At 64.1% G+C, this 19,890-nt stretch carries 15 protein-coding genes; 8 read left to right on the top strand and 7 right to left on the bottom strand.

The features are described 5' to 3' along the window. Together AC07P1_RS20995 and AC07P1_RS20990 are read right to left on the bottom strand one after the other, a co-directional pair. Nucleotides 1-360, bottom strand: a complete 360-nt coding sequence (locus AC07P1_RS20995) for a DUF2946 family protein (protein ID WP_494697647.1) — start codon at nt 358-360, stop codon at nt 1-3. 35 nt (nt 361-395) lie between these two features. Then, the gene (locus AC07P1_RS20990) at nt 396-2,486 is read right to left on the bottom strand and encodes a TonB-dependent receptor (RefSeq protein WP_494697646.1); all 2,091 of its coding nucleotides are present in this window, start codon (nt 2,484-2,486) and stop codon (nt 396-398) included. Nucleotides 2,487-2,725: 239 nt separating this feature from the next. On the opposite strand from AC07P1_RS20990, the gene AC07P1_RS20985 reads away from it, so the two are divergent. Then, nucleotides 2,726-3,169, top strand: coding sequence for a hypothetical protein (locus AC07P1_RS20985; protein WP_494697645.1), 444 nt, complete (start codon nt 2,726-2,728; stop codon nt 3,167-3,169). An 80-nt stretch (nt 3,170-3,249) separates the two neighbouring features. On the opposite strand, the gene AC07P1_RS20980 is transcribed toward AC07P1_RS20985, so the two are convergent. Further along, complete coding sequence (locus tag AC07P1_RS20980) at nt 3,250-5,277, bottom strand: methyl-accepting chemotaxis protein (RefSeq protein ID WP_494697644.1); 2,028 nt, start codon at nt 5,275-5,277, stop codon at nt 3,250-3,252. 477 nt (nt 5,278-5,754) lie between these two features. Between AC07P1_RS20980 and AC07P1_RS20975 the strand changes: the two genes are divergently transcribed. The 3 genes from AC07P1_RS20975 to AC07P1_RS20965 all read left to right on the top strand — a co-directional run bounded on the left by AC07P1_RS20975 (nt 5,755) and on the right by AC07P1_RS20965 (nt 10,901). After that, on the top strand, nt 5,755-8,010 hold the full coding sequence (locus AC07P1_RS20975; RefSeq protein ID WP_494697643.1) for a carboxy terminal-processing peptidase: 2,256 nt from the start codon (nt 5,755-5,757) through the stop codon (nt 8,008-8,010). A 201-nt stretch (nt 8,011-8,211) separates the two neighbouring features. Beyond that, a complete protein-coding gene (locus AC07P1_RS20970) occupies nt 8,212-9,111 on the top strand; it encodes a phosphatidate cytidylyltransferase (protein WP_494697642.1) in 900 nt (299 codons plus the stop codon). Beyond that, entirely contained in the window at nt 9,108-10,901 is a 1,794-nt protein-coding gene (locus AC07P1_RS20965) for a bifunctional alpha/beta hydrolase/class I SAM-dependent methyltransferase (RefSeq protein WP_494697641.1), read from the top strand. The genes AC07P1_RS20970 and AC07P1_RS20965 overlap by 4 nt, the downstream gene beginning before the upstream one ends. Here AC07P1_RS20965 and AC07P1_RS20960 read toward each other — a convergent pair. Together AC07P1_RS20960 and AC07P1_RS20955 are read right to left on the bottom strand one after the other, a co-directional pair. After that, nucleotides 10,852-11,469, bottom strand: a complete 618-nt coding sequence (locus tag AC07P1_RS20960) for a CDP-alcohol phosphatidyltransferase family protein (RefSeq protein WP_494697640.1) — start codon at nt 11,467-11,469, stop codon at nt 10,852-10,854. The genes AC07P1_RS20965 and AC07P1_RS20960 overlap by 50 nt on opposite strands. Next, the gene (locus tag AC07P1_RS20955) at nt 11,466-12,725 is read right to left on the bottom strand and encodes a phosphatase PAP2 family protein (protein WP_494697639.1); all 1,260 of its coding nucleotides are present in this window, start codon (nt 12,723-12,725) and stop codon (nt 11,466-11,468) included. Before AC07P1_RS20955 ends, AC07P1_RS20960 begins: the two co-directional genes overlap by 4 nt. Before the next feature lie 49 nt (nt 12,726-12,774). Between AC07P1_RS20955 and AC07P1_RS20950 the strand changes: the two genes are divergently transcribed. The 3 genes from AC07P1_RS20950 (at nt 12,775) to AC07P1_RS20940 (ending at nt 16,819) form a co-directional block, all read left to right on the top strand. Next, nucleotides 12,775-13,869, top strand: a complete 1,095-nt coding sequence (locus AC07P1_RS20950) for a patatin-like phospholipase domain-containing protein (protein WP_494697638.1) — start codon at nt 12,775-12,777, stop codon at nt 13,867-13,869. Continuing rightward, a complete protein-coding gene (locus AC07P1_RS20945) occupies nt 13,866-14,609 on the top strand; it encodes an SDR family NAD(P)-dependent oxidoreductase (RefSeq protein WP_494697637.1) in 744 nt (247 codons plus the stop codon). The genes AC07P1_RS20950 and AC07P1_RS20945 overlap by 4 nt, the downstream gene beginning before the upstream one ends. Nucleotides 14,610-14,692: 83 nt before the next feature. Further along, nucleotides 14,693-16,819 carry a gluconolaconase gene (locus AC07P1_RS20940; RefSeq protein WP_494697636.1) on the top strand — a complete coding sequence of 709 codons (2,127 nt, stop codon included), beginning with the start codon at nt 14,693-14,695 and terminating at the stop codon, nt 16,817-16,819. A 147-nt stretch (nt 16,820-16,966) separates the two neighbouring features. Here AC07P1_RS20940 and AC07P1_RS20935 read toward each other — a convergent pair whose 3' ends face one another. Then, nucleotides 16,967-17,149, bottom strand: coding sequence for a hypothetical protein (locus AC07P1_RS20935; protein ID WP_315219879.1), 183 nt, complete (start codon nt 17,147-17,149; stop codon nt 16,967-16,969). 8 nt (nt 17,150-17,157) lie between these two features. Continuing rightward, nucleotides 17,158-17,625 (bottom strand): hypothetical protein, encoded by a 468-nt coding sequence (locus AC07P1_RS20930; protein ID WP_494697635.1) that lies wholly within the window; start codon nt 17,623-17,625, stop codon nt 17,158-17,160. 346 nt (nt 17,626-17,971) lie between these two features. Between AC07P1_RS20930 and AC07P1_RS20925 the strand changes: the two genes are divergently transcribed. Continuing rightward, a complete protein-coding gene (locus tag AC07P1_RS20925) occupies nt 17,972-19,795 on the top strand; it encodes a glycoside hydrolase family 16 protein (protein ID WP_494697634.1) in 1,824 nt (607 codons plus the stop codon). The last annotated feature ends 95 nt before the right edge of the window (nt 19,796-19,890 follow it).

Genomic DNA, 19,890 nt, shown 5'->3' with positions numbered 1-19,890 from the left:
TCAGGACAGCGACGGCGGGCCGCGCGGCTGGGCGCCGGGCCAGGCGGCCAGCGGGGAGGGCGACAGATAATCGAGGGATGGATAGGCGTCGTGGCCGTCGAGGACCGCGACCAGCGCCGGCGTCGATGGCGGCGGCGCGGCCGGGGTCGCGTGGGTGGCGCAAAACACGCAATGCTTCATGCCGGCGGCCGGCATGTCCTGGGTGCGCTTGGCCGGGCTGGCGCTGCAAATGTCCAAGGTTAGCGGATCGCGCAGCAGCGTCGACATCGCCTGGCCGAGCGCCGGCGTCAACAGGTTCAGCAAGATCGCGATGCAGACGATCAGGCTGGTGCGGCGCCGGTGTTTGAAGAGGTTACCCATGTGCCAATTATAGGTGAAAACGGGCCGGCGCCCATTCACTCGATCTTTTTTACCAGCCCCACATAAAGTCGCCGAGCGACGAAATGGTCGAATCCGGCCTGGCGGAAGGTGCTGGTATTGGTTGTGTAGGTGCGCTTGCCGCCATCGAAAATATCGTTGGCGTTGACGGTCAGACTGAGCGTCCTGGTCATCGCGTGCTTCCAGGTCAGGTTGACGCTGCTGGTCGCGCCAAACCGGCCGAGCGGGGAGATGCCCGCCGACTGGCCATGCGCGTCGAGCGACAGATTGTCCTGTCCGGCGCTGTATGCCGCCCTCAGGTTGATGTAGCCGGCGATATCGTTTTGGCGGACGAGACCGGAGAGGTCCGGCGTCCGAAGCGTCACGCGATAGGCGCCGCCATCCATGCCCAACCGCAGTTTGGCGTCCGGCGTCCAGGTGACGGCGCCGGTGAGTCCGGTAGAGCTGGCCTGTCCGCCGTTCTGCTTCGAGGTGACGATCACATTGTCGGCGAAACTGCGCGCATCGGTCACCGTATTGCCGCTGGTGCGATAGAAGGCGTGAAGACTGGTGGTGAATTGCGCCGCGCTCGTATCGGTGCCGATTTCCCAGGAGGTCAGCTGTTGCGGCTTCAGGCCGGGATTGCCACGGCTCAGGTTTTGCGCGTCGACATAGGTGGTGAACGGGTTGAGATCGCGTGGATCTGGCATTTGCAGGCTGCGGCGGTAGCTGAGCGTCAGGTCGGCCCTGTCGCTCATGGCATATCGCAGGTGGAGGCTGGGGTTGAACGCCTGCCAGTGCTGTGTCTGCTCGATGCCTTGCGCGGGACGCACGCGTAGCGCCATGCGCTCGGCCCGTCCGCCCAGCAGCGCTTCCCATTTGCCGTGCGTGATCTGGTCGGTCAGATAGGCGGCGGATACGGTTGTCGTCACGGCGTAGCCGTTGGTGGTGGCGGGATCGGGCGTCTCGGCGTCTGTCGCGGGATCGATGGACGCCCGATAGTTGTCGATGTTGTCGACCTTGTCCTGGATATCCAGGCCCATGCCTAACTTGCCGTGTTCCGACGGGCCGCTCCAGTCGACGGTGGCCTGATTCAGGCGGCGCGTCAACCTGGTGGCGCCGCGACTGTAGTCCGTTGGGTTCACCGGTGAGATTAATACGTCGCGGTAGGATTTGTCCATCAAGCCCTTCGTATCGCTGTGCTGGAGCATCGCCTTGAGCGCCGTGCCGCCGTCCTGGTGGGTGTAGTTCAGGCTGGCGCTACCGTCGGACTGCTCGTTGGGGCCGGTGGAGATGCGGTGATAGACGGTCTCGTCGGCGCCGATGCGGTTTTCGTTGAGCACGTCGAACAGCGGACGCGAGCGGCGCTCGGTATATTTCATTGACAGGCTGAGGCTATCCGTTTCGCCGAGGGCGTAGTCGGCGCCCAGACCCGCGCTTTGGACGGTGCGACGGACGAAGACTTCCGACGTCTGCCGGGTTCGCCGGGTCTCGCCGGTGAAGGGATTGGTCCAGTCCACCGTCGATTCGCGGATTTTTTCCGTGCCGTCGTGGCGCAGCGCCAGGTTGCCGTGCAGGCTGATGTCCTTGTTGGTCATGTCGCCCGACGCGCCCACGTTCCACAGGCCGTGATCCGCCGCGCTACCCTGGATCTGTGCGTGGGCGCCGGGTTTGCGGTTGCGTTTCAACACGATATTGAGGATGGCGCCGCCATTGGCGTTGTAGGCGGCGGAGGGATTGGTGATGACTTCGACGCCGGCGATGTCGGCGCCGCTCATGGTCTGCAGTGCCGCCGCCCGTTCATCGGCCGAGCCGGACATCATCGCCGTCGGCTTGCCGTTGACCAGGACAGTGACCTGCGCATTTCCCTTGACCGCGATCTGCCCGTCGGCCGACACCGATACCTCGGGTGTCGATTGCAGAACATCCTGCGCGGTGCCGTTCGCCGCCCTCGGCGTGTTGGATACGTCGTAGACGGTCTTGTCGAGTTTTTTGACGACCGGTTCTTTCTTGGCCGTGATTGTTACCGTCGCCGCAGCAGGCAATGGCTGTTCTTCCTGGGCGTGCGTCACCCCTGGTAGCGCGACGAACACGCAGAGGCTGAGTAGGACAATCGATTGGCGGGGCATGATTAAGCTGGTATGCGACTAATATGGCAATAATGCGACATCTGTCGCATATGGTCAAGCCATTAGTTCCGGCGCCCAGCGATGTGGCTTGCATTTGGACACGGTCTGAGCTTTGGGCAAGAAAAAAGTGCCTGCTGTGAGATTGTGAGGAATTGTTATATCTGCAATCTAGTATGCTGCGTGTCCATCAATTAATACAGGCACGGCAGTTTTGACGGCTGTCTTTAGCTAGGATTTTTATGTTGAAAAAAGTAAGGCGGCTTTGTTTTTTTGCGTTTGTGACAGCGACAGCCGTGGCCTGTTCGCGCCATGACCCGATAGCCAGCGCCATATTCCATGACTTCGACGAGTCCGATCGCCGCACCGTTGACTTGGACCGCGCGCTTCCACAGCCGTGGAAACGCGTATGCATGCTCGGACCCTATTCGGACAACGCAATGACCCACGCGACGCTCGGCTTCAACTGGAACAGCCAAGAGTTTTCCGAGGTCTCGGATCATGAGGGCGTCACCCTGCTGGTCTTTGTCGCCGCCGATGAAAAGGTGGCGTTCTTCACCGACTACCCACGGGGCAAGGGCGACTTTTCGAACCTGACCGGCCAGTGTTTTGACCGAGCGAACGCCAGGTTCGAACAAGTTTCCAATCCGCCGAAGGGCTGGCGTGGCTTGTTCCCTATCAAGTGAGCACGGCCGCCGCTAGTCGGCAGCACAAAAAAAGCCGCCACCGTTTTCACGATGGCGGCTTTTCGGGGTGACGCTGTGGATTACTTCAGCGCCAGATATTCCCGCTTGTCGTTGCCCAGCGCCGGGGCGCCTTTGTGGCTGCCCAGCTTGAAGATGCGCACCACCTGCTCCAGCTCGTGCGCCTGGTCCTGCAGCGCATGCGCGGCGGCGGCAGCTTCCTCCACCAGCGCGGCGTTCTGCTGCGTGACCTGGTCCATCTGGGCGATCGCTTCGTGCACCTGGCCGATGCCGGCGCGCTGCTCTTCGCTGGCGCTGCTGATCTCGGCCATGATGTCGGTCACGCTGCGCACGCTGTCGACCACTTCCTGCATCGTCGTGCCGGCCTGTTCGACCTGGCGGCTGCCGATATCGACCTTGCTGACGGAGTCGTCGATCAACGCCTTGATTTCCTTGGCGGCGGTGGCCGAGCGCTGCGCCAGATTGCGCACCTCGGAGGCGACGACCGCGAAGCCGCGGCCCTGTTCGCCGGCGCGGGCCGCTTCGACGGCCGCGTTCAGCGCCAGGATGTTGGTCTGGAAGGCGATGCCGTCGATGACCGAGATGATGTCGACGATCTTGCGCGAGGATTGGTTGATCGAGCCCATCGTGTCGACCACCTGCGCCACCACTTCGCCACCCTTGGCGGCGATGCCGGAGGCGGCCAGCGCCATCTGGTTGGCCTGGGCGGCGTTGTCGGCGTTTTGCTTGACGGCGCTGCTGAGCTGCTCCATCGATGCGGCGGTCTCTTCCAGGCTCGACGCCTGTTCCTCGGTGCGCGACGACAGGTCCAGATTGCCGCTGGCGATTTCGCTCGAGGCGGTGGTGATCTGCTCGGCGCCGGTGCGCACCTGGCCGACGACGTTCGACAGGTTGCTGCTGATGCCGTTCAAGGCGCGCAGCACCAAGCCGATTTCATCCTTGTTGTGGATTTCCAGATGCACGTCCAGGTCGCCCTGGGCGATGCGGGTAGCCGCTTCCTCGGCGCGCGCCAGCGGACGCGAGACCACCGAGCGCACCAGCAGGAACAGCACGCCGGCGAAGATGAGCAGGGCGGTCAGGCCGAGCGCGGCGTAGGTGTTGCGCAAGGTCGCGGCCTCGCGGGTGATTTCCTCGGTGTAGGTGCCGCCGACGATGAGCCAGTTCCAGTCCTTGAAGGTCTTGAATTCGACCATTTTTTCGCGCGGCTCCTTGCCGTCGGCGTCGGGCCAGTCGTAGGTCATGCTGCCTTGCTTGGCGGTCAGCATTTCCTGGATGAACAGGCGGCCGTCGGCGCTCTTGCGCTCGAACAGGTTTTCGCCTTCGCGGGTGCGGTGGATCAGCATCTTGCCCTGGTCCTTGCCCGGGGCCGCGTTCAGCACGTAGATGTAGCCGGTGTCGCCGATGGTGATGGCCTTGATTTTTTCCTTGAGCATCGTCATGTTCTTGGAGATGTCGAGGCCGATGAACAGCACGCCGATGACTTTGCCGCCGTCGTCCTTGATCGGGTCGTACTGGGTGATGTACTGCTTGCCGAACAGGGTGGCCAGGCCGATGTAGCTGTTGCCGGCGCGCAGGGGAGCGTAGCTCAGGTGGGCGTGGTCGAGCTGGGTGCCGACGGCGCGGTCGCCGTTTTCCTTTTTCAGCGAGGTGCTCACGCGCACGAACTCTTCGCCATCGGCGGCGAAGATGGTGGCGATGACGCCGGTGTCGTTGGTGAACTTGTCGGGGATGCTGAAGTCCATGTTGAGCGCCTTGCCGTCGTGGGCCAGGGTCGGGGTCGGCTTGCCGGCGATTTCGACCTTGGTGGCCGGATCGAGCGTGAACTTGCCGGCGCCAAAGCCGGCGGCGAACAGGCGCGCGAAGCTCGACGCCTCGTTGGTCATGGCGTTGTTAAACACCTCGACGGTGTTGCTGATGCCGTTGAGGGAGTTGGCGACATTGGACTTGGCGCGCTCCTTGAGCATGGCCGAGGTGCTCAGATTAATCAGGGTCAGCAGCACCGCGAGGATCACGCTGATCAGCGCGAACGTAAAAACGGTAATCTTCGTGCCAACACCCCAGTTACGGGTATTCATAGTAAATGTGCTCATGGATCTCTTTAGAGAAAAGTCTTGCTATTGGGATGCTCGTAGACGAGCGCGCTCCTGGGAGCGACTGGGTAAGGCGGCTACGAACTACAAGCGCCTCACCAGTGGAGGCGTGCGGACCCTGCCGAATCATTGCCTGGCGGGCCGGGATCTAACTGTACTGGACAGGATGATAGCATAATTTTGCTGCATGGCAATATACGTAGTTGCCGTTGCCGTTGATTTTTCTTTTGAAAACAGTAACTTAAATGGAATGTTTTCCACATCGCCCGGGGGCTGGCGTGGCACGGGGGAGGCGAATTGCTGGACAGAAAATGATTTTCAGTTACTCTTAAGCTTGTACAGGGAAACTCTGCTTCACGATGCCGTGGCGCGGCTGCTATCCTGTAGAATAAAATCGTGCGGTTTGTTACCACCGCATGACCGCATTACCGAATTGCGTTACCGATAAATGAGTTATTACGTTCCGGAGTAAAGCCGATGAAGAAGCAAATGCTGTTGGTGGCCGTGATTTCGGCCCTGTCAGTCCAGGCCGGCGCAGCCGTGCCGGAAAAAGCGGCAGATACCCCACTCAAGCCCCAGGCGGGCCAAACCCAGGCGGCCGTTTGGGCGTCCCGGGTGTTGGGCAAGCTACATTACAAGGCCGTGCCGCTCGACGACGCGATGTCCGAAAAGATCTTCGACCGCTACTTCAAGTCGCTCGACTCCGAAAAGCTGTTCTTCACGCAGGCGGACGTCGACCAGTACGCCATCGTGCGCACCCGTCTCGACGACGCCATCAATGGCGAAAACCTCAGCGTGCCGTTCGCCATCTTCAACCTGTACCAGCAGCGCCTGACCGAGCGCATCGCCTATGCGCGCGAGCTGGTCAAGACTGGCAAGTTCGAATTCAACTCCGACGAGAGTTACCAGTACGACCGCGAAAAGGCCGAATGGACCAAGAGCGAGGCCGAGGTCAAGGACCTGTGGCGCAAGCGCGTCAAGAACGAGTGGCTGCGCCTGAAGCTGGCCGGCAAGGATGACAAGAGCATCCGCGAGACGCTCGACAAGCGCTACGAGAACTACCTGATCCCGTCGCGCAAGCCGACCAACGAGGACGTGTTCCAGATCTTCATGAACGCCTACGCGATGTCGATCGAGCCGCACACCAACTACCTGGGCCCGCGCGCGGCCGAGAACTTCGACATCGCCATGCGCCTGTCGCTCGAGGGCATCGGTTGCGTGCTGCAAAGCCGCGACGACTACACCGTCGTGCGCGAGGTGGTGCCGGGCAGCCCGGCCGGCCTGTCGGGCAAGATCAAGGTCGGCGACAAGATCGTCGCCGTCGCCAAGGACGAGAAAACCCCGCTGACCGAGGTCATGGGCTGGCGCCTGGACGACGTCGTCGCGCTGATTCGCGGTCCGAAGGATTCGACCGTCAAACTGGAGATCATCCCGGCCGATGCCGGCCCGGACGGCAAGCACGCGTTCGTGTCGCTGGTGCGCCAGAAGATCAGCATGGAAGAGCAGTCGGCCAAGAAAACCATCTACGAGGTCAAGGACGGCAACACCAAGCGCCGCGTCGGCGTGATCTCGCTGCCAACGTTCTACCAGGACTTCGAGGCCCGCCGCAAGAACGAGAAGGACTTCAAGAGCGCCACGCGCGACGTCGCCCGCCTGCTGGGCGAGCTGAAGAAGGAAAAAGTCGACAACGTGCTGATCGACCTGCGCAACAACGGCGGCGGTTCGCTCAACGAGGCGGTCGAACTGACCGGCCTGTTCATCGACAAGGGGCCGGTGGTGCAGCAGCGCACCGCCGACAACAAGGTCGAAGTGGAAAGCGACACCAACGCCGGCATGGCGTGGGACGGCCCGATGGGCGTGCTGATCAATCGCGGCTCGGCCTCGGCGTCGGAGATTTTCGCGGCGGCGATCCAGGATTACGGCCGTGGCATCATCATCGGCGAGCCGAGCTTCGGCAAGGGCACCGTGCAAACCCTGTTCGGCCTGGACCGTTTCTCGCAGAGCGAGAAGGTCAAGTACGGCGAGTTGAAGTTCACGGTGGCGCAGTTCTTCCGCATCAACGGCGGTACCACGCAACTGCGCGGCGTCACGCCGGACATCAAGCTGCCGACGATGTCGGACGCCGATTCCTTCGGCGAATCGAGCTACGACAACGCCTTGCCGTGGACCTCGATCAAGCCGGCGATCTACATTCCGGCCGGCGAGTTGAAGGAAATCGTGCCGATGCTGGACAAACGGCATGACGCCCGCGTCGCCAAGGACAAGGACTTCCAGTACCTGGCCGAGGATATCGCGCTGGTCAAGAAGCAGCGCAAGGAAAACTCGATCTCGCTGAATGAAGCCGTGCGCCGCAAGGAACGCGAGCAGCAGGAGGCGCGCGCCAAGCTGCGCGAGGCCCGTCTGCTGTCCAACACGCCGGGCGCCGACGATCCGATCCTGGTGCCCGATCCCAAGGACGCGCTGAACAAGGCGATTTCGGCCAAGCCTGCCAGCGGCAAGACGGCGCCGGTGCCCAAGGTGGCGGGCGTGCGCGGCGCGCTGCGCAGCGACGACGGCCTGCAAGGCGCCGAGCGTTCGCTGGCGGCCGAGCTGGAAGCGGAAAAAGCCGCCAAGGCGGCCAAGGATGTGCTGCTGAACGAAGCGGTGCACATCCTGTCCGACGAGGTGGGCTTGCTCAAGACCGATACGCGCATGGCATCGCGCGTCTTGCCTTACGCTGCGGATCTGAAGTAATCCGGCGGCGTATTGCCGCAAAGATACATGTTATGCCTTTGGTGAATATCCACCATTATGAAGATAAATTGGATATATATACGACCCTAAGGCATCATTCTTCTGTCTCCTCTATTCTCCTCCAAGGAAATAGATTTAGCCCGCTCTCGTAGCGGGCTTTTTTTTAGGCATATAATTGCAAACTCATTAACTGAGGTTTTTATGCAATATATTATGGCCTCGCTCGGCACAGAGATCCTTATCTCGCTGGGAATGCTTTACCTGTTGCTGGGTATGGCTTCGCTGAGCGTCGGCTGGACCTTGCGCGCCAGGCCGCAAAGCCAATTGCGGCTGCAAGTCAATTCCTGGTGGTTGATCTTTCCCGTGCTGACCCTGAGCCTGCTGCTGCATCCGGCCGGCACCGTCCTGCTGGTGCTGGCCATCGGTGTGCTGGCCCTGCGGGAGCTGATGCCGTTCGGCGGGCCGCGCTTCGCCTCGCTGGCGGTCATCGTGCTGGCCGCCGTGATCATATCGACCTATCTGCAACCGCAAGCCTTCGACGTGCTGATGCCGGCCGTGTTGGCGCTCCAGTTGCTGCTGTATTGGCGCCACCGTGCCCAGGCGATGCTGGCCTGGCTGCTGTGGCTGACGCTGTGCTACAGCAGCAGTTTCCTGATCCGCTACGACGGCTTGCCGCTGGATGCGCGCCTGCGCCTGTCGTGGCTGTTCTATCTCTACGCGCTGACCGCGCTGAACGACGTCGCCCAATTCATCAGCGGCACCGTGTTCGGCCGTCATCGCATCGCTCCCGGCATCAGTCCCAACAAGACGTGGCAGGGCCTGGCGGGCGGCGTGGCCGTCACCTTGCTGCTGTCCCTGCTGCTGGGGCGCTATCTGCATCTGGCTGGCGCGCGCCATCTGGCGGTGTACGCCGTGCTGCTGTCGGTCGGCGGTTTTTGCGGCGACATGATGTTCTCGGCCGCCAAGCGCGCCTACGGCGTCAAGGATTTTTCGCAACTCATTCCGGGGCACGGCGGCATCCTCGACCGCGTGGACAGTCTCGTCGTCACCGCGCCCTTGCTGTATTTCCTGATCACCCACCTCAACGAAAGCACCCCATGAAAGCTGAACGCTCATTGGCATGGAACACCAACGAATCCGGCTTTGCCTGCGATGACGGCACCCGGCTGTTCTACCGGACATGGCAACCGGCGACACCGCGCCAGGATGGGCCGCAGCGGGCGCTGGTCTTTCTGCACCGCGGCCACGAGCACTCCGGCCGCATCCAGCCGCTGGTGGAACAGTTCGGCTTCACGCAGGATTGGGCGTTCGCCTGGGATGCGCGCGGCCACGGCTATTCGCCGGGCGAACGAGGCGACGCGCCCAGCTTCGAGACCCTGGTCGGCGACTTCGACGACTTCATCCGCCATATCGTCGCCACCCATGGCATCGCCATCGAGAACATCCTGGTGGTGGCCAACAGCGTCGGCGCGGTGATCGCGGCGACCTGGCTGCACGACTACGCGCCGCGCGTGCGCGGCGTCATCATGGCGGCGGCCGCGTTCGAGATCAAACTGTATGTGCCGTTGGCCAAGCCGGCGCTGCGCTTCGCGCGCCGTTTCAAGCCGGAACTGTTCGTCACCAGCTATATCCGGCCCGGCATGCTGACGCACTCGCCGCAAGAGGCGGCCGCCTATGCCGCCGATCCGCTGATCGCCAAGGCCATCTCGGCCTGCGTGCTGCTCGGCCTGGCGGACACGGCCAAACGCATCGTCGAGGACGCCGCCGCCATCGATACGCCGATCTTGATGCTGGCCGCCGGCAAGGATTTCGTCGTGAAGGAGGGGCCGCAGCAAAGCTTCTACGAGCGTCTGAGCTCGCCGTTAAAACGCTACGTGCGCCTGCCCGAAGCCTTCCATGCCTTGTTTTACGAACAGGACACCACGGTGGCGCTGGACGAGAGCCGCCGCTTCGTCGACGCCTGTTTCGCCCGCGCGCCGACCCCCGCGTCGTATTATCTGACCGCCGACCGCGACAGCCACAGCGCGCGCCGCTACGCCGCGCTCAAGGCCGGCCAAAGTTGCGGCGCGCTGGCCAAGGCCTGGTTCGGCCTGCAACGCGTCATGCTCGGAATGATGGGGCCGGTCAGCGACGGCATGAAGATCGGTTTGCGGCACGGCTTCGATTCCGGCGCCTCGCTCGACTACGTCTACCGCAACCAGGAGGGCGGCCGTTTTGTCTTCGGCAAGATCATGGACCGGGGTTATCTTGACGCGGTCGGCTGGCGTGGCATCCGCCAGCGCAAGCGCCAGTTGCAGCGGATGCTGGAGGAGCGCATCGCCGCCCACCAGGGCGCTGCGCCGTTGCGCATCCTCGACGTCGCAGCCGGTTCGGGCCGTTACGTGCTGGAGAGCGTGAAGCGTTTCCAGGACAAGAACATCGAAGTCACCTTGCGCGACTTCACCCAGCACAACCTCGACCAGGCGCGCGCGCTGGCCGAGCACCTGCAACTGAACGCCACGGTGGAGTACCAGCTGCGCGACGCCTTCAGCCCCGACAGCTACCGGGTCTCCGAGGGGCAATACGATATCGTGGTGGTTTCCGGCTTGTATGAACTGTTCAGCGACAACGCGCCGGTGTCGGCATCGTTGCAGGGCGTCTTCAGCGTATTGCGCGACGGCGGCTACCTGATCTACACCGGCCAGCCCTGGCATCCGCAGCTGGACATGATCGCGCTGACCCTGACCAGCCATCGCGGCACGCCGTGGCAGATGCGGCCGCGCCCGCAGGCGGAGATGGACGGGCTGGTGGCCGCCGCCGGTTGCCAAAAACTGGCCACCAGCATCGGGCTGGAAGGGATCTTTACGGTGTCGCTGGCGCGGAAGCCCGCAGCGCTTGTTTCAGCCGGTTAGCCACGGTCCACGCCGACAGCACCGCCACCAGCAACGGCACTGCGTGCAGCAGCGGCGCGGCGCTGTCGAATCCGATCAGCAGCCCGAGCAGGCCGAACCAGAAGGCGCGGTCGCTCTTGCCCATCGGGCCGTCGAAGCGGCGGCTGGCGCCGACGGCGAGCGCGATCACGCCCGCGAACTCGGCCAGCAGGCCGCCGATCACCGCCAGCAGCACCAGCGCCGGCGCCACGCCGGCCGCCAGCATGAATGGCAGGTACAGCGCGACGTCGGACACCTGGTCGCATAGCTCGTTGAGCAAGGTGCCGAGGCGGGTCTTTTGCCCGGTGGCGTTAGCCAGCATGCCGTCGATGGCGTTCAACGCCATGCGCAGCAGCAGGAAGGCGGGCAATCCCAGCCACAGGCCGGCGCACTGCGGTTGCAAGGCCAGCGCCGCGCCGTAGGCGATCGACAACAGCATCGTCGCCACGGTGATCTGGTTGGGGGAGACGCGCCAGCGCACCAGCGCGCGCATCAGTGGTCGCAGCAGGCGCTGGAATTGTGGCTTCAACTGGTAGATCGAAAAACTCATTGCTGGTTGTACTCCTGATAAAGTTGGGCGACTTCGCGGCTGCGCCGGTAGCCCATCGCGCAGTGCAAATAGATGGGGCGGCCTTCGCGCGCGTGCACGGCGATGGCCTCGACGATGTGCCGGGCAGATTGCATCGTCGGCGTGTCCAGGTCCAGCAGTGGGAAGTGGCGGTAGACGTGTGTGCGGAGCGCCGGTGTTTCGCTCAGCTCGTTGGCAAGGTCGATGACGACGCAGTCCTCAGGCAATTGCGCGGCCTCGTCGTTGCTCAGGCGGCGGCCCACCCACAACGGCCCGCCAAGGTGGACGAATGGCGGGCGGTGGCGTTCGCGCAGCCGCACCAGTTGCCAGGTCAGCAGGTAGCCGGCGAGATAGGGCGCGTACAACAGCCAGATCCACAGCGGATAGCGGCCGTCGCGCTTGCGCAGGAAATCGGCGGAGCGGGTGTGGTAGGCGCGCGCCACCAGCAGCAGGCTGGCGCACAAGTACAGCCACCACGGGCCGCCGAGCGCGAGCCAGGCCAGCAGCGACAGGGCCGCGAGCACGGCGTAGACGAAGCTGACGGGCTTGCGAACCTCGGCGCCGGGAGGCGCCGGCATCAGGCGGACCGCCAGCATGCCCAGCAGCGCGCCGCCGGCCACATCGAGCGCGTGATGTTGATAGCTGAACACGGTGCTGACGGTCACCAGCAGCAGCCAGCCGGCCAGCGCGGCGCGCTGCCAAGCGGCGCGCGCGACGGTGCGCAGGGCAGGCCAGAAGATGACGCAGTAGGCGACATGCAGCGACGGCAACTGGTTGTACGGCAGGTCCACGAGCGACAGTTGCGCGAACAGCCAGGCGGGCAAGGCGGAATCCACCGCCGGCCGCGCCAGCTCGAAGCGCAGTGGAAAGGCGGCGAAGATCAGGCAGGCGACGAGGGTGGCGAAGGCCACTCGCCGGCTCAACGCGGACAGTTCGCCGCGTCCGCGCACCAGCAGGAAGCTGAGCGCGAACAGCAGACCGGAGGTCATGTAGGGCACCACCATCCACGGCACAAAGGGCAGGGCCGCTTCCCATGTCATCGCCACGCCGCCCACGCCTGAGTGTTCGTGTTTGAGCTGGCCGAGGTAGTTGGCCGCTGGATAGCAAATGCCGAACAGGGCCGCATTGAGCCCCAGCGCTATCCAGCGATCTCCCGTCGGCACGTCGCCGCGATCGGCCGTGCCGGCGCCGACCAGCGGATCGGGCTCGCAGGTATCGGGGGCTGACTGGCGATACATTGCGGAAGCGTCCTTGTTAATAACTATGTAATTGTGCATTATGTCACGCATGACGCGAGCTGAGCGATACCCAAAATACGAACGCTGCATGGTGCTGGCCGGCGGCGGTTTCCGCTTCGGCTATTACCTTGGCATGCACGCGGCGGCCATCGATGCGGGCCGGGAGCCGGACCTGCTGCTGGCCACCTGCGGCGGCGCGGTCGCAGGCGCCATCATCGCCGGCCTGCCCGATACGGCCTCGCGCAGGGCGTGGCTGCGTTCGCGGCAGATGTACGAGTTCCTTGGCGACATGCGCTCCAGCGAGCGGGCCACGCCGGTTCGCGCGCTGCGCGATGTGGCGCGGCGGCGTCTTCAAGGTGGGCGCGCCGAGCGTCTGCCCGATCTGTTCAACGACTATCTGTTTGAGTTGCCGGCGTTGCCGCTGCCGCCGGCTGGCGGCATGGGCGGTCCGGCGCTGGCCATCATCGGCGGCAAGCTGCTGTTCGGCTCGCACGAAACGGGGCGGGCCAGGGACGGGCGCGCCATTTACAGCGTTGCGCTGTTTTGCGGCGAACGCACCGCCGCGTTGGCCGATGGCTTGCCCTCGGCGATAGGCGCCGATGGCTGGACCGACGCCGTCACGCCGGATCTGCTGGTCGATACAGCCATGCCGGTGGCCGACGCTGCCCGCATCTCCGTTGCCGACATGGTGTACTTCCGCTGCCAGAACGCGCGTGGCGCCGACTACACGGGCGGCGTGATCGATCTGTTCCCGGTCGAGCTGGCGCGCGGCCTGGCCCGGCACGTCACCATGGAGATGAAGGAAGCCTACGACGAGTTGCTGGCCGCCCCCGCCTTGCGGACCGTCTTCGGCTTCGATGGCAACCGGCGGCTGCGCCACGTGCACGCGCAGCCGGTCGATGTGTGGGTGGATACGTCCGATGTCCGGCGCGTCATGCAAGGGCGCGGCGTGCGCAAGCGGGTGGACTGGCGCGGCAACCGTGTCAGGCTGGTGCCTCCGGCCAGCTACGAACGTTACGTGGCCGATGCCGACGCGCTGTGGGATTACGGTTATGAGCGCGCGCGGGAGGCGTATGCGTTGGCGGCGCAGGGCGGCCGTCCGTCAATGCGCAACAGCAGCAGGCTTAACGAGGCGACGCGATGACCATTCAAAACGTGATGATCATCGGCGGCACCAGCGGCATCGGCCTCGGGCTGGCGCGCCACTATGCGGGGCAGGGCGCGCGCGTGGCCGTCTGCGGGCGCCATCCGGACAAGGTCGCGGGTTTGCCGTTGATGCGCGACGGCCGCGTCACCGCGCATGCCTGCGATATCGCCGACCGCGACCAGGTGGCGGCGGTGGTGGCCGATTTCGCCGCCGGCGGCCTGGATTTGCTGATCGTCAGCGCCGGGCAATACACCGACGCGGCCGCCATCGCGCGCGATCGCGCCGCCACTTTGCCGGTGTTGCGGGTGAATGTCGGCGGACTGGATCATGCCTTCAGCGCCGGCGCGGAGACGATGACGGCGCGCGGACGGGGGCATCTGGTGGCAGTCGCCTCGATCGCCGGCTTGCAGCGCGACTATCCGGGCGGCTCCGTCTACAGCACCAGCAAGCGCGCGGCCATCGCCATCTGCGAGGCCTACCGCAAGGCGCTGGCGCCGTTCGGCATCGCGGTGACGGTCATCGTGCCCGGCTACGTCGACACCGCTCGCCTGCGCGAATTGAATGGCGGCGACGCCAGCGGCAAGCCCTTCCTGATGTCCGAGGACGAGGCCGTCCGACGCATCGCCGCCGCCATCGCCCGGGGCGACGAACGCTACGTCTTCCCGTGGCAGATGCACGCGCTGGTGCGTCTGTTTAACCTGTTGCCGCTGGCGCTGAAGCGTCTGCGCAAGAAATGAATATGCTGTCAAAAGATGCATGAATGCAATAGTATGGTATCCATCAAGTCAACTTCAGGCTGCGTAACGTGTCTCCAACTCGATTGAAATTAATTTTGGCCGCGCTGGCGCTCGGCGGCGCGGCCGTCGGTGGCGGCGTCGCCTATGTGCTGGTGCAACCATCGGCGGACAAGGGCGAGGCGGCGGTGGCCGCCGCCAAGGGCACGCAGCGCCAGTGGAGCGCGCGCGTCACTACGATTGCCGGCGACGGCTTGCCGGGCATGAGCAACGGCAGCGGACGCCGCACCCGCTTCGCCGATCCGTTCGGCGTGGTGCTCGACGAGGCCGGCAACCTGTACGTGGCCGACGGCGGCGACAACAACAGCATCCGCAAGATCGGGCTGGACGGCGTCAGCAGCACCATGGCCGGCGCGGTCGAGGGGTACGCGGAGGGACTCGGCAAGGCGGCTTCGTTCAACACGCCTTCCGGTCTTGCGATGGACTGGGCCGGCAATCTGTACGTGGCCGACACCGGCAACAACGCGATCCGCAAGATCACGCCGGACGGCAAGGTATCGACCCTGGCCGGCGACGGCCTGGCGGGCGACAGGGATGGCCGGGGCGCGGCGGCGCGGTTCAACGGTCCGATCGGCGTGGCCGTCGACGGCGACGGCGTTGTGTACGTGACCGATACGTATAACGACCGTATCCGCCGCATCGCGCCCAACGGCGACGTCACCACCATCGCCGGTGGCAGTCGCGCCGGCAAGGCCGACGGTCCGGCGGCGCAGGCCTTGTTCGACTTGCCCACGGGGCTGGCGGTGGCCGCCAACGGCGATCTCTACATCGCCGATACTGGCAACCACGCAATCCGCAAGCTGGATAAAAACGGCGTCGTCACCACCGTCGCCGAGGCGAAGGAGGGCGAGCGCGCCTCGCTGCTGCGCTCGCCGGTGGCCGTGGCGTTGACGGCCGACGGCTATTTATATGTCGGCAGTAATGCGCATGGCCGGCTGGCACAGATCACGCCGGTCGGCGAGGTGCTGGCGCTGACCGATGTCGATCGCATGGCCGAGCCGGGCTACGGCCCCGATGGCAGCGTGCGCCTGTATGCGCCGCGCGGCATTGCGGTAGCCAGGGATGGATCGCTATTCGTGACGGACGGGGCCACGTATCGCTTGCATCATGTGGGCGCGGCGGTGGCGGGCCAGACCGCGCCGCCGGACGAACCGGCCCCGGCCGAGCCATCGCATGGCGCGACCATGCTGTGGCCGGTCAAGCCGCAGGACAAGCGGCACGAGGTGGTTGGATTGATGGGCGAGGTGCGCGGCGATTTCAACGGCGAGAGCCGCCACCATTTCCACTCGGGGCTGGATGTGCAGGCGTCGATCGGCACGCCGGTATTGGCGGTCACGGCGGGCAAGGTGACCGACCCGCGCGCGACATGGGGCTATGGCGAGCTGTCGGAGGGTATCGCGTTCAATGGCCTGCAATACATTCACATGCGGGTGGGCCGCGATGGACGCGACAAGGTGGTCGATCCGCGCTTTCAGGTGTTGAAGGATGAGAAGGGCGCGCCGGATGCGGTGCGCGTCAAGCGGGGCACGCGGTTTGTTGTCGGCGAGACGCTGGGAACCGTCAATCGGATGGCGCACGTGCATCTCGACTACATGCCGAACGGCGACGCGCTCAATCCGCTGAGCCTGCCGTTTATCGATCTGGAGGACACCATCGCGCCGAATATCCAGAGCGTTACGTTGAGTGACGCCGGCGGCAAGCGGCTCAAGGAGATGGCCGGTGGGAGGCTGCTGGTGCGGCGCAGCCTGGGCGAGGTGCAGATCGTCGTGGATGCGTTCGATCAGATGAACGGCGTGCAGGCGCGCCGGCGGCTGGGGTTGTATAAACTTGGTTACCAGTTGCTGAATGCGGAAGGGGAGGTCATCCCTGGTATGGAGCAGCCGGTGATCACGCAGCTGTACGACAGGATTCCGCGTAATCGGGAAGCCGTCAAGCTGGCGTATATGGAGGGCAGCGGGATCACCGTGCACGGCAATGCGGAGACGCGGTTTGCTTACGCGATCAACAATTCGCTCATGCACGGCAAGCTGACGCCGGGCGCGTGGAAGGTCGGCACGCTCGACGCGGGCAAGTACACGTTGCGCATCACCGCAGAGGACTACGCCGGCAACGCGGCGGTGAAAGGGCGCGACCTGGCCATCACGGTGGAGTAATGTGGCGATGATTCGCGAGCACGGTTGATACGCTCTGAAATACCGGCCGATTGCGCTGTGCCATTCGCTCCTACGTTGCGCGGATGTGGCTCACCACCACGATCAATTCTAAAACACGTAGGGCCGATTACGCTTCGCTAATCCGCCCTACGTGTCTCCGTTGTGGCGCAGGCGCAGGCGACGCCGCAGGCGGTAATTGTCGGCGGCCAGCGCGATCAGCGCGATCACCGTTAACGCGCCCAGCGCCTGCTCGCCCAGATAATGCCAGAACGCCCACGCGAAGCCTGCGCACACCAGCGCCGCCAGTACCAGTATCAGATCGTCTCTCATGATATCGCTCACCGTTGAATGGCCGCGTACTTGTGCGTGGCTTTGCCGGCCACCCTCGGTCGATAGATCCCAGGCGAGCGATAAAGTTCGGCCGCCAGCCACGGACGGTGCAGGTGGTGCGTGCGCGCATAGAGCAAAACGTCGGCGACCGTGGCGCCGCCCGACATCGACCGTCCCGTGGCCACGGCCAAACTGCCGATGCACGCGCCGGCGTAAAACGCTGCCGACAATGTGCCGATCATCCCCAGCTTTTCCAGCCGCGTGCCAGCCGCGATGAGCTCGGCCACGGTGACCTTCTTGCCGAACTTGTCGATGCTCGCCAACAGTACCGTGACCGTGGTCAGGCTGCTTTGCAGCGTACCGAACAGACTGTCCGGCGCGGGCAGCCCGAGGGCCTCCATGTTCTCCTTGAAATACCGGTGGAAATCGGACATCACCTTCTCCGCTCTTGTCAGATTGATCTCAATTGCCAGCATACGGGCGCGCCGCCGCCGCGCGTTTGACGCGCATCATCCGGCGCACGTTTGCGCATTGGCGTTGACAAAAAATGTTTATCGGAATATATTTTCTACAGGAATTGGAATCGTTTCCAAATCTATCCATAAATAGTGTCCGGACAGTGATCCGGACCGGCAAGGGGACTGTAGTGACTAGCAAAACGCCTCGTAGCGAAGGCGCCCGTGCGTCCGCTTTTTTTGAAGACGCCGCCGCGTCCTTTCCCTCTCGCCGCAACGCAAGCGCCGACACCGACCGTGTCGGCATGGAGCGGGCCGGATCGTTGTCCGGTTCGAATTTGAGGAAGTATCGATACGAGGAGTCATTGTGAATAAACAGAAATTCGTTCTGTCCGCCGTCGCCACCAGCATCGTGCTGGCTTACGGCGCGCCGGTGTCGGCCAGCGTCACCAGTCCCGTCATCGGCACCTTGTTGTGGTCCGAGGAATTCAATGGCGCGGCGCTGAACACGACCCTGTGGAACACCTACGACGGCAACGGCTGCCAGATCGGCCTGTGCGGCTACGGCAACCAGGAGCTGGAGTACTACAGCCCCAACAATCTCTCCATCGTCAACGTGCCGTTCGAATCGAACACGCGGGCGCTGGCGATCAAGGCGCAGAACCAGACCGTCGGCAGTAACGTCTTCACCTCCGGCAAAATCGACTCGGCCAACAAGGTGCAGGTACAGTACGGCATGATCGAAACGCGCATCGCCACGCCGCCGCTAGGCATCGGCCTGTGGCCGGCCGCGTGGATGCTGGGCACCAGCCCGCAGGTGTGGCCGCGCAAGGGCGAGATCGACATCATGGAAATGGGACACAAGGCCAGCAGCCGCGCCGGCGCCTCGCCGACGCCGGCCATCGACAACTTCACCGCCTCCAACGTCATCACCTGGCAGCAGGCCGCCTGCGTGCCGGGCAACGAAAGCTGCGCCGCCTCGACCGCGTGGCAGACCAAGAGCTGGTACGTGCCGGGCCAGTCGCTGGCGAATCGGTTTGTCGTCTACCGTTTTTACTGGACCGAGTCGCAGATGCGCTTCACGGTGGTCGACAACGGCGTCGAACACGATATGTACAACGGCCCGCTGCCGGTCAACTCGACCGCGCTGCAGGCACCGTTCTACCTGCTGTTCAATCTGGCTGTCGGCGGCAACTTCACCGACGCCGCCACGCCGGCCCAGGTGACCGCGCCGCTGCCGGGCACGATGTACGTCGACTACGTGCGCGTCTACCAGCTCGACGGCAAGGGCACCGTCAAGCTCGGCAACCAGACGGTGCCGGAAGTGGGCAAGTTCGGCGTGTTCACCGACAACACGGTGGTCAACAACAAGCTGGTGGCCGGCACCACGTCCGACATTTTCGTGTGGAACAACGCATCGGTCTCGGCCGGCAACTTGCCACCGTATGAGGGTAGCAATTCGATGTCGTGGAGTTACAACACGCCGGGCCAATGGTTCGGCGGCAGCGTGCAATCGCGTGCCGTGCGCGACCTGAGCAACTTCCGTAACGGGACCGTCAAGCTGAAGATCAAGATCCCGGCCAATGTCGCCTTCACGATCGGCATCGGCGACACCTACACCAACCAGCACTCGGTCAAGTTCCCGGCCAACGCCACCACGTACGGCCTGGTGCGCAATGGCGACTGGGGCACCGCCACCATCCCGGTGGCCGACCTGGCCGGCCCGCTGGTCGCGCTGCAATCGGTGGCGGACGTGTTCCAGATCGCCAGCGACAGCGCGGCCTTGCCGACGGCCGCCTTCCAGATGGCGATCGACGACATCATCTGGGATACCGGCGTGCCAACCCCGACGCCGACGCCTACGCCGACCCCTACGCCGACCCCGACACCTACGCCAACGCCAACGCCAACGCCAACGCCGACACCAACGCCGACACCAACGCCGGCCGTCAGCCAGACCAGCGCCACGATGTTGAAGTTCGCGTGGAATTCAAGCGCCTGGGCGGACGTGCACTACACCGTCAACGACGGCGGCCAGATGAATGTGCGCATGGCGCAAAGCGCAGGCGTCAACAGCTACACCGCCAGCGGCCTGAAGATCGGCGACGTGGTCCGTTACAGCTTCACGTACTGGGACACGGCCAACAACTACGCGGTCGACACGGCCCAGCAGACGTACACGATGAAGTAATTAAAAACCTCCGGGGTCAGATACCGTCTTGAATAGCAAGCCCTTTCACCAAGTAATTGGAGTCGAAGGGCTTGCCGTTGTGGATCACGCCATAA

Source organism: Duganella sp. GW821-FHT07F09, assembly GCF_059418705.1.
Note: the sequence above shows the minus strand (reverse complement) of the source record. Positions and strands in the feature narration are given on the sequence as shown.

What these genes read in the sequence shown, in the direction of transcription:
- AC07P1_RS20985 (WP_494697645.1), top strand. Translation starts at nt 2,726, where the DNA reads ATGTTGAAAAAAGTAAGGCGGCTTTGTTTTTTTGCGTTTGTGACAGCG.
- AC07P1_RS20955 (WP_494697639.1), bottom strand. Translation starts at nt 12,725, where the DNA reads ATGTATCGCCAGTCAGCCCCCGATACCTGCGAGCCCGATCCGCTGGTC.
- AC07P1_RS20970 (WP_494697642.1), top strand. Translation starts at nt 8,212, where the DNA reads ATGCAATATATTATGGCCTCGCTCGGCACAGAGATCCTTATCTCGCTG.
- AC07P1_RS20980 (WP_494697644.1), bottom strand. Translation starts at nt 5,277, where the DNA reads ATGAGCACATTTACTATGAATACCCGTAACTGGGGTGTTGGCACGAAG.
- AC07P1_RS20950 (WP_494697638.1), top strand. Translation starts at nt 12,775, where the DNA reads ATGACGCGAGCTGAGCGATACCCAAAATACGAACGCTGCATGGTGCTG.
- AC07P1_RS20990 (WP_494697646.1), bottom strand. Translation starts at nt 2,486, where the DNA reads ATGCCCCGCCAATCGATTGTCCTACTCAGCCTCTGCGTGTTCGTCGCG.
- AC07P1_RS20965 (WP_494697641.1), top strand. Translation starts at nt 9,108, where the DNA reads ATGAAAGCTGAACGCTCATTGGCATGGAACACCAACGAATCCGGCTTT.
- AC07P1_RS20960 (WP_494697640.1), bottom strand. Translation starts at nt 11,469, where the DNA reads ATGAGTTTTTCGATCTACCAGTTGAAGCCACAATTCCAGCGCCTGCTG.
- AC07P1_RS20975 (WP_494697643.1), top strand. Translation starts at nt 5,755, where the DNA reads ATGAAGAAGCAAATGCTGTTGGTGGCCGTGATTTCGGCCCTGTCAGTC.
- AC07P1_RS20935 (WP_315219879.1), bottom strand. Translation starts at nt 17,149, where the DNA reads ATGAGAGACGATCTGATACTGGTACTGGCGGCGCTGGTGTGCGCAGGC.
- AC07P1_RS20995 (WP_494697647.1), bottom strand. Translation starts at nt 360, where the DNA reads ATGGGTAACCTCTTCAAACACCGGCGCCGCACCAGCCTGATCGTCTGC.
- AC07P1_RS20930 (WP_494697635.1), bottom strand. Translation starts at nt 17,625, where the DNA reads ATGCTGGCAATTGAGATCAATCTGACAAGAGCGGAGAAGGTGATGTCC.
- AC07P1_RS20945 (WP_494697637.1), top strand. Translation starts at nt 13,866, where the DNA reads ATGACCATTCAAAACGTGATGATCATCGGCGGCACCAGCGGCATCGGC.